We start from the raw sequence: 14,654 nt of genomic DNA on the forward strand, positions 1-14,654 counted from the left end.
CGCGTCGGTCCCAGGCCGACGCCAGCCGGTTATTCCGGTATTGGAGGTAGCACATGTCCTTCGTGATCACGCTGCCGGAGTTGATCGATTCGGCAGCAACGGATTTAGCCAACATCGGCACAGCTCTGAACACGGCCACCGCCGCTGCGTCGGCTTCGACAACGGGGATTCTGGCCCCGGCCGGGGACGAAGTATCCGCGGCGGTTGCGGCCCTGTTTTCCCAACACGCCCATGCATATCAAGCGGCCAGCGCGCAGGCGGCCACATTTCAGCAACGCTTTGTGCAAGCCTTGACCGCGGGCGCGAGCGCCTATGCCGGCGCCGAGTCCGCAAGTGCAGCATCGATCGCCGACCCGCTGCTGGCCGCCATAAACGAACCCGCGTTGGCGTTGACCGGGCGCCCGCTGATCGGCAACGGCGCCAACGGGGCCCCGGGGACCGGAGTTGACGGGGCGCCGGGCGGGTGGCTGCTCGGCAATGGTGGGGCCGGTGGGTCGGGCGCGGCGGGGATGCCCGGCGGGAACGGCGGAGCGGCTGGACTGTTCGGTTCCGGAGGGGCCGGGGGTGCCGGCGGCGGCTCGACGGTCGATGGTCGCGGCGGCGCGGGCGGCGACGGCGGGGCAGGCGGCTGGCTGGCGGGCAACGCAGGGGCCGGTGGAGCCGGCGGCACCGCGACCGGCATCGGCGGGGGGTACGGCGGAGCCGGAGGAGCCGGCGGACCCGGTGGGCTGTTGGGCGCCGGCGGGATTGGCGGGACCGGCGGAAGCTCGGAGTTCGATGACGGTGGTGTCGGCGGTCACGGCGGCGCGGGCGGACTGCTGGCCGCGATGGTCGGTGCCGGCGGTGGTGCGGGCGGTACCGGCGGTGGGGCTGGCATGTTCGGCGACGGCGGGTCCGGCGGAACCGGCGGCGACGGCGGCCTGCTCGCCGGCCCGGGCGGTGCCGGCGGCGACGGTGGAGCCAGCCTCGGGCGCAGTGGCGGTAGCGGAGGGGCAGGCGGCAACGCGGGACTGCTGTTCGGCGATGGCGGCGGCGGCGGGACCGGCGGATCCACCACCTTCGGCTCCTCCGGCGCCGGCGGCAACGGCGGGGCCGGCGGCAACGGCGGGCTGTGGGGCACCGGTGGGATCGGCGGGAACGGCGGGTACGGCACAACAGGTGGTGGCGACGGCGGCAATGCCGCCGTGGTCGGCAACGGCGGGATAGGCGGAGCCGGCGGCTACGGCGAAAACGTCCTTGGCGGCGCCGGCGGGACCGGCGGGAGAGCCGGCCAGCTGATTGGCAATGCTGGCGCTGGCGGTGCCGGCGGCGGTGCTGGAGTCAGCGGCGGGACCGGCGGAAACGGCGGCGCCGGTGTGCTGTTCGGCAACGGCGGAAACGCCCGGGTCGGCGGTGCCAGCACCACCAACGGCGGTACCGGCGTCGGCGGCACCGGCGGGCTACTCATAGGGCTGGACGGATTCAACGCGGCGGCAAGCACCTCGCCCCTACACAACCTGCAACAGCAGGTCCTCACCGCCATCAACGCGCCCACCCAGGCACTGACCGGGCGCCCGCTGATCGGCAATGGCACCCCCGGCGCTGCTGGCACCGGGGCGATCGGCACGCCTGGCGGGTGGCTACTCGGTGACGGCGGAGCCGGCGGGTCCGGAGCACCAGGCGTCGGCCACAACGGCGGGGCCGGAGGTTCGGCCGGGCTATGGGGCGCCGGCGGAACCGGCGGGGCCGGAGGCAGCTCGTTCACATCGACTACCAACGGCGGCGCCGGCGGATCCGGCGGGGCCGGCGGCTGGCTGTCGGGCACCGGCGGGGCCGGCGGATCCGGCGGACCCAACATGGCCGGTGGCGGCGGTAACGGTGGGGCCGGGGGCGGCGGCGGGGCAGGCGGACTGCTGGGCGCCGGCGGTGTCGGTGGCACCGGCGGGGCGAGCGTGCTCAATGGCGATGGCGGCTCGGGTGGAGCCGGCGGCTCCGGCGGGCTACTCGGCGGGCTATTCGGGGCCGGCGGCGGCAATGGCGGGACCGGTGGCGGCGCAACCGCCATTTCAGGTCTTGGCGGGGCCGGCGGCGATGGCGGATTGCTCGGTGGCCCGGGCGGCAGCGGCGGAGCCGGCGGCTTCAGCCACGGGGGTTTCGCCGGTGGCGGCGGAACCGGCGGCAACGCCGGGCTGCTGTTCGGCAGCGGCGGCGGCGGTGGGGACGGCGGATTCGCACCCGTTGGTGTCGGCGGCGTAGGCGGGGCCGGCGGCAACGGCGGTGACGCCGGACTGCTGTTCTCGGCGGGCGGGGCCGGGGGCTTCGGCGGGTTCGGCAGCGGGACCGGAGGGGCCGGCGGCACGGGCGGAAGCGCGAGACTGGTTGGCTTTGGCGGGGCCGGTGGCGGCGGCGGACTCGGCGGAGTCGGCGACGCGGGTGCCGGAGGGGCCGGCGGCGTCGGCGGAGGGCTGCTCGGCAACGGCGGAGCCGGCGGCGAGGGCGGGGAAGGCGACGGCGCCGGCGGGGTCGGCGGCAACGCGGCGTTCATCGGGACCGGCGGCAACGGCGGCAACGGCGGAACACCCACCGGCAGCGGAGGCCACGGCGGCTCCGGCGGGCTACTGGGTCAAGACGGGCTCAACGGGTTGCCCTAGCCAGGGCACCCTGCGCTGCGGCCGCACGTAACACATCGGAAATAACTGGCAAGCAAGACAATCCGTTTATCAGCCCAGTCCTAACAACCGCACGGCGGCACTGGCAGGTTCGGACACGACGCCCTAAAGCCATTTCACCCCAGGAATTTTCACAGCAAACCGGCGACCAACCGAGATCGCCGTGCCGCCCATCACCTGCCGCTATTACCGCCAATTCTAGGCATCCGTTATGGAAATAGGAATCCCAAAAGCCAATTTGCTATACGGTAAATATCGCCAGGCGCGTCGACATCGATTGGGCGCAAACCGAATTCGATTCTATTTTGAGGGATGACAATGTCGTTCGTAATTGCGGTACCCGATTTTATTGGCTCGGCAGCAACAGACTTGACTGGCATCGGCTCGACACTGAGCGCCGCCAATGCCGCTGCGGCCATCCCTACAACCGAGATCCTCGCCGCCGCCGAAGACGAGATATCAACCGCAATTGCGGCGCTGTTTTCCGGCCACGCCCAGGCCTATCAAGCGGCCAGTGCCCAAGCGGCGGCGTTTGGGAGCCGGTTTGTGCAGGCCCTGACCTCCGGGGCCGGCGCCTATTCCAGCGCCGAGGCCGCCAGCGCGGCGTCAATCGCCGACCCCCTCCTGGCCGCAATCAACGCCCCCGCTTTGGCCTTGACCGGACGCCCACTGATCGGCAACGGCGCCAACGGGACCCCGGGCACCGGTGCCGATGGGGCGGCCGGCGGCTGGCTGCTCGGCAATGGCGGCGCCGGCGGCTCTGGCGCGGCGGGATTCGGGCAGAACGGCGGGGCCGGCGGCGCGGCCGGACTGTTCGGGTCCGGGGGTGCCGGCGGTACCGGCGGCAGCTCATCGACCAGCAACGGCGGCACCGGCGGAGCCGGCGGGGCCGGGGGCTTGTTGTTAGGCAATGCCGGGACCGGCGGGGCCGGCGGGTACAGCAATTTCTTAACCGCATCGGGCGGTGTCGGTGGCACCGGCGGCACCGGCGGGTTGTTTGGCGCCGGCGGGCTCGGCGGGGCCGGCGGCGCCTCAGGGATGGATACCGGTGGGGATGGTGGAGCCGGTGGAGCCGGTGGAGCCGGTGGGCTGCTTACGGGGCTATTCGGCTCCGGCGGCGGCAACGGCGGTAACGGCGGATTCGGCTCGGTCAATGGCGGAGCGGGCGGGGACGGCGGGGACGGCGGGGCGCTGGCCGGCCCGGGCGGAAGCGGCGGGTCGGGCGCATTCGGCGGCACCCTTGGCGGGGACGGCGGGGCCGGCGGCGCGGCCGGCTTGTTGTTCGGGCCGGGCGGGTCCGGCGGTGCCGGCGGAGCCACCTTTAGCGGCACCGGGGGGGTTGGTGGCGCCGGCGGTCATGCGGGGTTGTTCGGTGATGGCGGGGCCGGTGCAGTCGGCGGCTTCAGCTCCGTGGACGGCGGGGCCGGCGGCGCCGGCGGCGACGCCGGCTGGTTTGGCAACGGCGGAATCGGCGGCGCCGGCGGGGCGGGCTATTTCAGCTCCGGGGGTGTCGGCGGCGGCGGCGGTACCGGTGGGGTGCTGTTCGGCAACGGAGGCGCCGGTGGCAACGGCGGCACCGCTTCCACCGGTGGCGCCGGCGGGGCCGGCGGGGCCGGCGTACTGATCGGCAACGGCGGCAACGCCGGTATCGGCGGCGCTGGTGTGACCGTCGGCGGCACCGGCGTGGGCGGGACCAGCGGGCTGCTCTTGGGTCTGGACGGCTTCAACGCGCCGGCCAGCGCTTCGCCGATACACGCCCTGCAGCAACAGGCGCTGACCGCGATCAACGGGCCGATCCAGACACTGACCGGACGGCCGCTAATCGGCAACGGTACCCCCGCTGCGGCGGGTAGCGGTGCCGATGGAGCCGCCGGCGGCTGGCTGCTCGGCGACGGCGGCGCCGGCGGATCCGCTCCACTGTTCACGGCCCAAGACGGAGGTGCGGGCGGAGCCGCCGGGCTGTGGGGCACCGGCGGCACCGGCGGTGCCGGTGGCACCTCGACGGGAGGCCTGGGCGGCGCCGGCGGTGAGGGCGGGGCCGGCGGATTTCTGGCGGGTACTGGCGGGGCTGGTGGTGCCGGCGGGTTCTCACCAGCGACCGGTACCGGAGCCGGAGGGGTAGGCGGGGCAGGTGGAGCCGGGGGCCTGTTTGGCGGGGGCGGAGGCGGCGGGGTAGGCGGGGGCAGCCTCGCCGGGCCCGGTGGGGGCGGCGGGGCCGGCGGCGCGGGCGGGCTGCTCAGCGGCCTGGTCGGCGCCGGAGGCGGCGCCGGAGGTCACGGCGGGCCCGGGGATACCGACGGCGGCGACGGTGGCGCTGGAGGCAATGGCGGGTTGCTCGGCGGCGCCGGCGGCGCTGGCGGCACCGGCGGCTACAGCGACGATGCTCCCTCGAGCAACGGTGGAGCCGGCGGCAACGCCGGACTGCTGTTCGGCAACGGCGGGCACGGGGGCTCCGGCGGAGCCTCCCGCGGCTTTGCTGGTACCGGCGGCGCCGGCGGCAACGCCGGGTTGCTGTTCGGCAGCGGCGGATTCGGCGGGTTCGGCGGGTTCGGCTCCGGGGGCGGGTCCGGAGGCAACGGCGGCAACGCAGGTCTATTCGGCAGTGGTGGTGACGGCGGGGCCGGTGGATTCGGAGTGTTCATCGATGGCGGCTCCGGCGGGTCCGGCGGTAGCGGCGGACCGCTCTTGGGCACCGGAGGCTCCGGCGGCGCCGGCGGAGAGTGCGACTTGGGCGGATTCGGGGACGGCGGGGACGGCGGGGACGGCGGCGGTGCGATGCTGATCGGCAACGGCGGCAACGGCGGCAACGGCGCTGCCGGTGCAACTGCGGGCACCGACGGCAAGGGCGGAGCCGGCGGTACCGGCGGCACCCTGCTAGGCGAAGACGAGCTCAACGGGTTGACCTGAGCCCACACCCACTCTCCCCCGAACCGCAGATGGTGCGCATGTGGTCGGGTAGCAAATGATTCGCAACTATTTCTGCAAATCGATTGCATCAATGTGGTTGCAGTAGTTAACTTCTAGATACAGGGAGTCTCCGCCAACCCTAAGGGGACGCACATGGCCTGTGCTCTGTGCTGCCGGCAGCCATTGTCGCACTTGATGCGAAACACTATTGCACCGGACAAATCGGCACCTTGTTTCCTGACCCGCAGTAGCGCACAGCTAGAAGAGCAGTGCTCGATGCCTGCCGAACGCGTCGGCTGACACGTGTCGTCACATCGGCTTGGGTCGGTCTCAAGCCGCGGGCACCACCGCGCCGATACCGGATTCGATGACGATCCGATCTGATAGACGTTGGTGGGGAGGCATTTCCGGCATCCCAACCATGGATCGACGCACAAGCGACACAACGATCGGACCAGCTCCTCCCCCAACCACGGGCGGAGCAATTCACTGAAGTCGACGGCCGTAACCTACCCATCCGGACCCGGTATCGCACTCGACATCGAAAATGGCTTCACTGAACCATATTTCATGCTCACATGCTGTTTCTCGATCGCGCGCCACTGCGCGCCCAAACACGGACACTTCCACCGGGGCCGGGCTCGATTCCGAAAGAGCAGCCCATATCATCTGTCCGAACGATACCCGAAATATGCTCCGCAGCAGCGAATAACGCCAAATACCTTGGCCCGATGCGGTCGGTCGGTGCGGATTGCCATCCCACCAACGAAGCCATCAACGCGATCATCGCCGGTTGAGCGCTGGGTGCAACCATGGACTACGCAGCGCTTCCGCCAGAAGTCAACTCGGCACGCATGTACACCGGACCCGGCTCGGGCCCGATGCTGGCCGCCGCACTGGCCTGGGATGGCCTTTCTACCGAGTTATCCTCGGCCGCAGCCGATTACAGTTCAGCATTGGCCGCCATGACGAGCGGGCCGTGGCGGGGGCCGGCATCGACCTCGATGGCCTCCGCCGCCGCCCCTTACATCGCCTGGATGGCGGGCACCGCTACACAGGCCCTGCAGGCTTCACTGCAGGCCAAGGCCGCCGCCGGGGCCTACGAAGCCGCATTCGCCGTGACCGTGCCACCGCCGATGATCGCGGCCAACCGCGCGTTGTTGGCCTCATTGGTCGCCACCAACCTACTCGGCCAAAACACGCCGGCCATCGCCGCCGCCGAGGCCGCCTACGGCGAGATGTGGGCCCAAGATGCGGCCGCCATGTACGGCTATGCCGCGTGCTGCGCGACGGCAACGCGGTTGACCCCGTTCGCCGACCCACCACCGACCACCAGCTCCGAGGCCGGCCTGATCGCCCAGGCTGCGAACACAAGTAGCACCCAAAGCCAGGCATCGCTGTCACAGGTGATGTCAACGGTGCCGACCGCCCTGCAGGGGCTGGCCTCGCCGTCAGCGTCCGGCGTCACCATCACCGATGTCGCGGGCGCGCTGGGGCTGGGTGCCCCACAACTGGACGGAATTCAAAGTTGGCTCGGTTTACAGGGCATCGACCTGACGACCCCGAGCGGGCTGCTCGCATTCTTCAACGGGACCGACGGATCGCCGCTGGGCACAGCCGTCAACGCAATAACCACGAACGCGATCGGCTCCGGCTTCTACACGCCCGGCAACTTCTTTGGCACCATGTGTGACTTCTTCGGGCTATCCAGTTTCTCGGCCATGGACGCTGCCGAGGACGCCGCCATCGCCGCCAGCAGCGGCCTCGGCGGGGCCGCACCCGGTCTCGGCGGATTCGGCGGGTTGGGCACCGCCGTGTCGGCGGGGGTGGGAAATGCGGCCTCGATCGGGTCATTGTCGGCGCCCCCGACCTGGGCGGCGACCTCGCCGGTCGGCGCCGCAGTGGCGACCTTGCCATCCGTTGCCGCCGGCGCACCCCTGACCGCACACGGCCCGGCGAGCATGCTCGGCGGGCTGCCATTGAGCGGCTTTGGCGGACGCGGTTTCAGCGAGGTCCCCCGCTACGGGTTCAAGCCGACAGTGGTCATGCACCCACCAGCGGCGGGTTGACCGGACTCCCTGCCAACCCGGTTCACGGCCATGCTCGGCACCGGCGCGAAAGCCGGTTCATGTCTTGATACCTCAGCTGAGCACGGTCGCTGGTACCGTTGAATCACTGTGTTTCTGCGGGGCCCCAACAAGCCGACGCGATGGCAGTCAGCCATCGCTGTGGTGGCCGGACTGTGCCTATTCGCCGCCGTCATCGGATGCTGGGCACTGCGCTCTGGGGTGGCGGCCGCCACTCCGTCGCATCCGGCGGCAACAGCATCCGCCGCCGGCCTTAACCGAGCCGAAATCGACAAACAGTCCGTGCGCAGCACCGGGCACCAACGCTCGTCATCCACAGGCCACAGCCCGTGCAAAAGCGCTGGGTTGAAACGGGATCGGCCGCCGACGTGGTCGCGCTCGGCACCACCGCAGTGGTGGCTATCCACACCTGCCTCACTGACCACGGCGGGCCACCCGCTCAGTGCACTGCGTGCGCGTGCCCCGCTGGCAGCTGCCGCCGGGCGGGCATATCTCAACCAGCTCTGCGTCGCTCGCTGCTGATCGGCTAGCACCAGGCTCGTTGTGCGGCCATTCCAAGGCTGACGCGGAGCCGGCGAAACCTACACCCGATCAGCAATCTCGCTGACCCGTGCGACTTGTCATGCACTAAACGGCTCACCCAAACGTGCCCGGAAGAAGAGCATGTTCTGTTGCACCACAAACTAATTCGTCATGCTAGCGGCGACAGACACGCCAACGCACCAAGCCGGCCAAGCGGCGCAAGACCCGAGGAAATAGCAATGGACTACGCAGCTTTACCACCCGAAATCAACTCCGCTCGCATGTATTCCGGGCCAGGATCGACATCCATGCAGACCGCGGCAACAGCCTGGGACGCGTTGGCCACCGAGCTCTATTCGGCGGCCAGTTGCTATAGCTCCATCACCGCGGGACTGGCCGGCAAGTGGCAGGGACCGGCCGCTACCGCGATGGCCCATGCCGCCGCGGCCCAGGCACAGCTAGCCTCGGCCCAGGCAAGAGCGGCCGTCAGTGCCCACGCCGGCGCGTTCGCGGCGACAGTGCCACCACCGGTGATCGCCGCCAACCGTGCCCATCTCGCAGCGTTGATCGCGACCAACCTACTAGGTCAGAACAGCCCGGCGATCGCGACAACCGAGGCCAACTACGAACAGATGTGGGCTCAGGATGCGGCAGCAATGTATGGCTACGCGGGTGCTTGCGCGAGCGCCACACGGCTGACGCCATTTACTTCACCGCCGCCGATCACCGACCCGGTCGGGTTGGCCAGACAAGGTGTTGCCGCCACGCAATCGACTGGCGCATCGGCGGCTGCGCCAAGCCTCGAGGCCGTACTGGCGGCATCTCAGGTGATCACAACGCTGCCCGGGGCCCTGGCGGGGCTCGCCACCGCACCCATCATGAAATCCCTGAATAGCGCCTTCACGTCGTTGTCAACGTCGCTGTCGAAGCTGAGCTCACTGACCGTGCCGCTGAACTTCGCCATGTACGCGCTGAACTTCCTCGATAAGGGGATCGGATTTACCAAAGCCGCAACCGGTTCGCTCACTGCCGCGGCCACAGGTGCGGTCAAGGCGGTCGAATCCGGGGCGCAATCGCTGGGATCGGTCTCGCTGGGAATCACGGGTAGCGGTGCGGCACTGAGCGCCGCAATGGGACGCGGCATGACGGTAGGGGCGTTGTCGGTTCCGCATTCTTGGATCACGGCGCCAGCCACAAGTGCCGTCGCCGCGAACCTACCGAGCAGTTTGTCCTCGGTTGGCTCCGTAGACAGCGGCACCGCAGGTATGCCGTTCATGCCGTTGACCGGCATGAACGGGCGCAGCGCTAACGGCCCTGCCGCCTCCCGGTTCGAGCTGCGCTCAACGGTGGTACCCCGTTCCCCGGCCGCCGGATGACCCAAACGATGACGGGATGCGGTTAGGGCCCGCGCCGCATCGGGCCCCGATCACGTGCCCGTGCTCAGCTACCCAGCCGAAAATGGCATTCCTCTAACCAATCTCAAAGGTTTCTTCCAGCCCCCAACAATGCTGGCGCTGTACGTTTGCGCCACTGTGACCTTCCCATGCGCGGCTTCTCCCCGACGATGGCAACGCGCCGTCGCCGTTGTCGTCGCGCTAGGTCTTTTTGCCGCCGTCATCGCGGGCTGGGCACTGCGGTCCGGGCTTTCCGCCGCGGCACTACTGCAACCCGCAGCATGGTCGCAGGCGATCCCCGATATCGGCCACCTGCAGCTCGCTCACGGCTCACAACCCGTGAACCATAGCGATCAAGACGCTCCTCCCGCGCATCAGAAACCCTTCAGAAACGCTTGGATGACGCGGGATCGGCCGCCAAGCCAGGCCCACCTTGGGCCACTTTCGGCCTGGTGGCCGACGAGTGGTTGGGTAACCCGGGGCTGGCAATCCCAGCTGAACCACGTGCACCCGCCGGGTCCACCGACGGCGACTGCCGCTGACCGAGATATCTTGACCAAGTTCTGCGTCGCTCGACGCTGATCGTTCCCGCCGGTTGTGCTGCACCACAACCGGTTACAGGTGATCGCCAACCACGCAATTTCAACGCATCTGCGCTGGTTGCATGACGCCGTTCTTCGATGCGGTAACCCCTTCGCAGGATACCATCGAATGCCAACGATCCCGAGCACATCGGTAACGGGACAACAGCGGAATCAACCCGTCCCCCAGCACTTTAGGAATTGATCATGTCTCTACGGCCCACTCCTGCCATCCACCGAACGATTGTCGCGCGGAAGAGGCCGAAGAGATAGCCATGGACTTCGGGAAGTTGCCACCGGAGGTCAACTCCGGTCGAGCCCGTCCGGGCTCCCTGCAGGCCACCGCGGTGGCGTTGCGCGGGTTGGCCGCCGGGATGCGCCAGATTGGGGCGGAATGTAGTTCGATCGCCGCCGGGCTCACCAGCGGGTGGCGCGGGCCGGCGGCGGTGCCGGTGATGCGGGTCATTGCGCCGCACTGGGCATTGCTCACCGCCCTGGCCCGCCATCCCAGTCAGACCGCGGTTCAGGCCGAAACCGCCGCGAAAGCCTACGAACGGGCAGCAGCAAAGATGACATCGGCTCAGCTGATCGCGCCCAACCGCATGATGAGAAAGTGGTTGTCGGCGAACAACTTTCTGGGCCAGGCCAGCCCGGTGATCGCCGAGCTCGAAGCCGAGTACGAACGGGTGTGGGTGCACTGCGCCGACGCCGTGCACGACTTCGCCGGTGCCCTGGCTATCTCGCCGAGGTCGACGGCGTTGACCTCCCAACTCGTCGCCATCGGGTTCACGAGGCTGGCCCACCGTGGGTCGCCCGTTGCCTGCGGGACAGCCGCCATGGACAGCCTCGCGATCATGACTACCGGCACTCAGGTGGTTTCATCAATTCCGCGAGCGCTCAAGGCCCTGTCTGCGCCCTATGCGTCATTGGGTGCCGCGATCTCCCCTGCGGCTTTGTCGCTGTCAAGACTGAGTTCGGTTGTCCTACGGTCAAATCTCGCGGCCCGCACGCTACATGTCCTGGAAACGGCTACCGCATCGGGCCTAGCACGAACCACCGTCGCGGACAGTGGCGGTAGCCAGCTTTTGGTCGACGTTGATCACGCGACATCGATCGGAGCGTTGTCGGTGCCGCAGGCGTGGATAACAGCGATTGCGGCCAGCCCCGTCGTCTCGGTGCTACAACGCACCGGATGGATCTGCGAACCAATCGGTGACGCCGTCGGCAGTGAGCCGCCGGGGTAGCGCCCACACTAGGCCGGCGGAGCCGAGTGCGGCGTCCAATCGGGAGGTCCGATCCGCTCACCCGCTGCTGCGCGACCGGGCGGCATCCACCACAGCCGAGAACAGACGCAGATCCTCCAATGACTCCTCGGGATGCCACTGCACGGCCAGCACGAAGTTCTCCCCCGGCAGCTCCAGCGCCTCGACCACGCCGTCAACATCCCTGGCGCTGACCACCAGGCCTTCGCCCACCTCGGCGACGGCCTGGTGGTGGTAGCAACGCACCTGCGCGGACTCCCCGATCAAGGTCGCCAACCGGGTCCCGGGCACGGTACGCACCGGCAGCGAGGAAAACACCGCGTTGCCTGCCCGGTGTCCGTTGTGCCCGAGCACATCGGGCAGGTGCTGGTGCAGCGTCCCACCGAATGCGACGTTGAGAACTTGAGCGCCGCGGCAGATACCGAGCACCGGTAGCCCCCGGTGCAGGGCACCGCGCAGTAGCGCGAACTCCCAGCTGTCCCGGTTCGGTGCCGGCTCGTCGGTGGCCGGATGCGCCTGTTGGCCGTAGGCAGCGGGGTCGATATCCTTACCTCCGGTGATGACCAGGGCATCGAGGCTGTCGAGCACTCTGTTGGCAGCATCGGCATCGGCCCGCTGCGGAGGCAGCAGCACGGCGATGCCACCAGCCATGGTGACACCGTCGAAATAGCTGGCGGGCAGAAAACTTGCGCTGACATCCCAGACACCAGTCTTGGCTTGATCCAGATATGTGGTCATCCCCACGATCGGTCCCGGTCCAGCGGCGTTCAAGACCACCCGTCCTCTCCCCATCATGCTGGAGCATCCGCATCGCCCAGCGTGGTGTCATGCCGAATATTTCAACGGAAACGGTTGTGGCACAAGACTAGACATCCCCGGCCCGCTCGTGGAAGGCCAGGTTGGCGGCACCTACCAACCGCTGGTCCGCAGCACGATCTCGGTGGCCAGCTGGGCCGTCGACTCCTGCGCATTGCGGCGGCCCAGCAGCTCAACGACCCGATACTCGGCGTAGACCAACTGCTGGCTGTTACGGGCCGCTTCCCGCACGGCCGCCGAAGTCACCAGCACGGTGGTGGCGATCTCGACGGGCGGACACAGGTCATCGCGAACGATACCCGCGGAATCGGCGATCGCCGGATGGCCACGGTCAATTGCGACCAAGCCGGCGAACCTGCCCAACCTCATCGCCGCCAGTTCCCAGGCGAGTTCGGCGCCCTCCCGATCGCCGGCCATCACCGCCCACTTGATACCCAGGGCATCGAGGATGCCAACCACGGATTTTGACGTCAGCCGCGGGTCGGCGCCCACCACCACCGTTCGAAGTGAGGCGGTATGCAGCCGCTCGCACACCGCGTCATACGCGGTGACAGCGCGTTGATCGGCACCAAGAATGACGACGACGACGCCAGTTGCGGGACCGGCCACTGCCACTTGGACCGGGAATCCGTCGAGCGTGGTCATCATCGAAGACACTTACGCAAGTTACCGCCAATCGACCAGAGCATGCCACGAGTTCATCCAGTCGCAGCCCCGCGACACCTCGAGCTTCCTGCGGTTAACCACCCGGTAACGGGTCTACCGCCGACGCCACCGCGCATGGCGAGCAGACGCAAAATCGCACCGGCACGCGGACGGCTACGCGAGTTTGCGTCTGCTCGCGCATGGAGAGCTCATGGCAACGTGAGAATCTCGGCACCGGTATCGGTGACCAGCAGCGTGTGTTCGAACTGCGCGGTCCACTTGCGGTCCTTGGTGACCACCGTCCAGTCGTCATCCCAGATCTCGTAGTCCAACGTGCCCAGGTTGATCATCGGCTCGATGGTGAATGTCATCCCGGTCTGCATGATCGTCTCCACCGCAGGCTGGTCGTAATGCAACACAACCAGCCCGTTGTGGAAGGTGGTACCGATGCCGTGGCCGGTGAAGTCGCGAACCACGTTGTAGCCAAAGCGATTTGCATACGCCTCGATCACTCGCCCGATGACCGACAACGCCCGTCCGGGTTTGACGGCGTTGATCGCCCGCATCGTCGCTTCCCGGGTGCGCTCCACCAGCAGCCGGTGCTCCTCGGAGACGTCACCGGCCAGGAAGGTCGCGTTGGTGTCGCCATGCACCCCGTCGAAGTAAGCGGTGACATCGATGTTGACGATGTCACCGTCGGCGATCACCGTCGAGTCGGGGATTCCGTGGCAGATCACCTCGTTGAGCGAGGTACAGCACGACTTGGGGAAGCCCTTGTACTCCAGCGTCGACGGGTAGGCGCCGTTGTCGACCATGTACTCGTGGGCGATCCGGTCCAGCTCGTCGGTCGTGACCCCGGGTGCGACCGCTTTGCCCGCCTCGACCAGTGCGCCGGCCGCGATCCGCCCGGCCACGCGCATCTTCTCGATGACCTCAGGCGTCTGCACCCATGGCTCGGTCCCTTCGCGGGCCGTCGGCTTGCCGACATACTCCGGGCGCGCGATCCACTTGGGCACCGAACGCATCGGCGAGAGGACTCCGGGGGAAAGCGCGGTGCGAGCAGGCATCCCGCTAGCTTAGTCGCGCCTGGCCGGTGACTCGCACCTCACCGGGAGCGCCCGGCCCGCCGCCACATCCCACCCCGATGGTCGCTGCCAGGGCGAACCGCTGGTTACACCTGATGACGGCGCAGCAAGGCCCGGCGCGGACCCCGGATCACCACGGAGCCGCACACCACCTGACCCGTCACCACGACATGCGGTGTGCCTTCACCAGGGGCATCCTTGCGACGGTCGCTGGCACTGCCCACGTAAACCTCGACGTCGTCGATGGAGGCGCTGGCCCCCTCGGGCAGTCTGAGCTCGAGTGAGCCGAACCTCATGTCGAGTTCGATCACCACCACGGGTCCCGCGAAACGCGCCTTGGTCAGGTCGAGTTCGATCGAGCCCAGCCGGCGAACCAACGCCAGGCGAGTCAGGACCATCCATTCGCCATGGCGCTTCAACGAACCGGCCCAGCCACGCAATTCGACCCGGTCAGCCGCGGATGTGACGATGGCGCCCGGCCCGGGCAGGTCACAGACCAGCCCGTCCAGTTCGTTCTGGGTGCGCGCAAACGACACCCGAGACGAACGCTGCTCGAATTCATTGATGTCGATCAACCCGAGCGCGACCGCGTTGTGTAAACGGCGCATCGTGCCGTTCCTGTCGGCGTCGGAGACCCGCAACGCCACCATCTCTGCACCGGAATCCGTCATGGCCTTTTCCTGATGTCCCTCGCTAACGGCGATCAT

9 protein-coding genes are annotated in these 14,654 nt (G+C 68.6%); 5 read left to right on the plus strand and 4 right to left on the minus strand.

The genetic code is table 11. The features are described from left to right. Positions 1-53: 53 nt before the first annotated feature. The 5 genes from G6N41_RS23980 (at position 54) to G6N41_RS24000 (ending at position 11,383) form a co-directional block, all read left to right on the plus strand. The gene (locus tag G6N41_RS23980; protein WP_198965865.1) at positions 54-2,630 is read left to right on the plus strand and encodes a PE family protein; all 2,577 of its coding nucleotides are present in this window, start codon (positions 54-56) and stop codon (positions 2,628-2,630) included. 336 nt (positions 2,631-2,966) lie between these two features. Next, positions 2,967-5,555 (plus strand): PE family protein, encoded by a 2,589-nt coding sequence (locus tag G6N41_RS23985; protein ID WP_198965866.1) that lies wholly within the window; start codon positions 2,967-2,969, stop codon positions 5,553-5,555. Positions 5,556-6,367: 812 nt separating this feature from the next. Continuing rightward, positions 6,368-7,624: a PPE family protein gene (locus G6N41_RS23990; RefSeq protein ID WP_198965867.1), complete on the plus strand. Its 1,257-nt coding sequence runs from the start codon at positions 6,368-6,370 to the stop codon at positions 7,622-7,624. A 779-nt stretch (positions 7,625-8,403) separates the two neighbouring features. Next, complete coding sequence (locus G6N41_RS23995; protein WP_198965868.1) at positions 8,404-9,540, plus strand: PPE family protein; 1,137 nt, start codon at positions 8,404-8,406, stop codon at positions 9,538-9,540. A gap of 874 nt (positions 9,541-10,414) precedes the next feature. Next, positions 10,415-11,383 (plus strand): PPE family protein, encoded by a 969-nt coding sequence (locus G6N41_RS24000; protein ID WP_198965869.1) that lies wholly within the window; start codon positions 10,415-10,417, stop codon positions 11,381-11,383. A 57-nt stretch (positions 11,384-11,440) separates the two neighbouring features. Here G6N41_RS24000 and G6N41_RS24005 read toward each other — a convergent pair whose 3' ends face one another. From G6N41_RS24005 to G6N41_RS24020, 4 genes are all read right to left on the minus strand, one after another. After that, a complete protein-coding gene (locus G6N41_RS24005) occupies positions 11,441-12,196 on the minus strand; it encodes a gamma-glutamyl-gamma-aminobutyrate hydrolase family protein (protein ID WP_231608692.1) in 756 nt (251 codons plus the stop codon). A 114-nt stretch (positions 12,197-12,310) separates the two neighbouring features. Continuing rightward, complete coding sequence (locus G6N41_RS24010; protein WP_198965871.1) at positions 12,311-12,865, minus strand: alpha/beta hydrolase; 555 nt, start codon at positions 12,863-12,865, stop codon at positions 12,311-12,313. A 206-nt stretch (positions 12,866-13,071) separates the two neighbouring features. Then, entirely contained in the window at positions 13,072-13,929 is an 858-nt protein-coding gene (gene map, locus G6N41_RS24015) for a type I methionyl aminopeptidase (RefSeq protein ID WP_012393640.1), read from the minus strand. A gap of 104 nt (positions 13,930-14,033) precedes the next feature. Continuing rightward, positions 14,034-14,618, minus strand: a complete 585-nt coding sequence (locus tag G6N41_RS24020) for a DUF1707 SHOCT-like domain-containing protein (protein WP_198967996.1) — start codon at positions 14,616-14,618, stop codon at positions 14,034-14,036. Between the last annotated feature and the right edge of the window lie 36 nt (positions 14,619-14,654).

The sequence above is a fragment of the Mycobacterium shottsii genome (assembly GCF_010728525.1).
GTDB classification, from domain to species: Bacteria; Actinomycetota; Actinomycetes; order Mycobacteriales; family Mycobacteriaceae; genus Mycobacterium; species Mycobacterium marinum.

Excerpts from the sequence above, each read along its gene's own strand:
- G6N41_RS23980 (WP_198965865.1), top strand. The coding sequence starts at position 54 with ATGTCCTTCGTGATCACGCTGCCGGAGTTGATCGATTCGGCAGCAACG.
- G6N41_RS23985 (WP_198965866.1), top strand. The coding sequence starts at position 2,967 with ATGTCGTTCGTAATTGCGGTACCCGATTTTATTGGCTCGGCAGCAACA.
- G6N41_RS23990 (WP_198965867.1), top strand. The coding sequence starts at position 6,368 with ATGGACTACGCAGCGCTTCCGCCAGAAGTCAACTCGGCACGCATGTAC.
- G6N41_RS23995 (WP_198965868.1), top strand. The coding sequence starts at position 8,404 with ATGGACTACGCAGCTTTACCACCCGAAATCAACTCCGCTCGCATGTAT.
- G6N41_RS24000 (WP_198965869.1), top strand. The coding sequence starts at position 10,415 with ATGGACTTCGGGAAGTTGCCACCGGAGGTCAACTCCGGTCGAGCCCGT.
- G6N41_RS24005 (WP_231608692.1), bottom strand. The coding sequence starts at position 12,196 with ATGATGGGGAGAGGACGGGTGGTCTTGAACGCCGCTGGACCGGGACCG.
- G6N41_RS24010 (WP_198965871.1), bottom strand. The coding sequence starts at position 12,865 with ATGATGACCACGCTCGACGGATTCCCGGTCCAAGTGGCAGTGGCCGGT.
- map (WP_012393640.1), bottom strand. The coding sequence starts at position 13,929 with ATGCCTGCTCGCACCGCGCTTTCCCCCGGAGTCCTCTCGCCGATGCGT.
- G6N41_RS24020 (WP_198967996.1), bottom strand. The coding sequence starts at position 14,618 with ATGACGGATTCCGGTGCAGAGATGGTGGCGTTGCGGGTCTCCGACGCC.